A 512-nucleotide genomic window follows, 5' to 3' on the forward strand; every position below is an offset into this window, starting at 1 on the left:
GGGCGCTGCTGACCCGCGACGGCGTTGCGGCGCCGCGGCCGGTGAAACGCTCGACCTTCTACCGGCACACCACGGGCTGGCTGCGGGTCGGCTGACCCGCCGGCCTCAGCGCGACCTGGGCACCGCGGTCGACCACAGCGCCCAGGCCACCAGCACCGGCTGGAACACCAGCCGGACCAGGCGCTTGCGGTCGGAGTCCAACCCGAAGGCGTCGCGCTTGCCGAGGTACTGCGCGATGTTTCCGGGGAACACCGCGACGAAGAACGCCGCCAGCAGGCGCCCGACCAGCACCCGGTCGCGTCGCAGCACGGCCAGGCCGGCGCCCAGCATGATCTCCACAGCGCCGGACGCCACCACCACGCCGTCGGCGTCGATCGGCGCGGCCCTGGTCACCCAGTCGGGCACCTGGGCCTGGAAGTCCTTGCGTGCCCAGAACAAGTGGCTCACCCCGGCGAACACCATCGCGCCGGCGAGCAGCAGCCGGGCCGCCGTGCGCAGCGGCGTCGACGGCG

1 protein-coding gene is annotated in these 512 nt (G+C 74.0%); it reads right to left on the reverse strand.

Going from position 1 to position 512, the window contains the following annotated elements; translation table 11 throughout:
- Positions 1 to 105: 105 nt before the first annotated feature.
- Positions 106 to 512, reverse strand: a 407-nt coding sequence (locus Q2100_RS31460) for a DoxX family protein (protein WP_302917154.1), incomplete at its 5' end; no start/stop codon positions are given.

This window comes from Mycolicibacterium arseniciresistens (assembly GCF_030519285.1).
Lineage (GTDB): Bacteria > Actinomycetota > Actinomycetes > Mycobacteriales > Mycobacteriaceae > Mycobacterium > Mycobacterium arseniciresistens.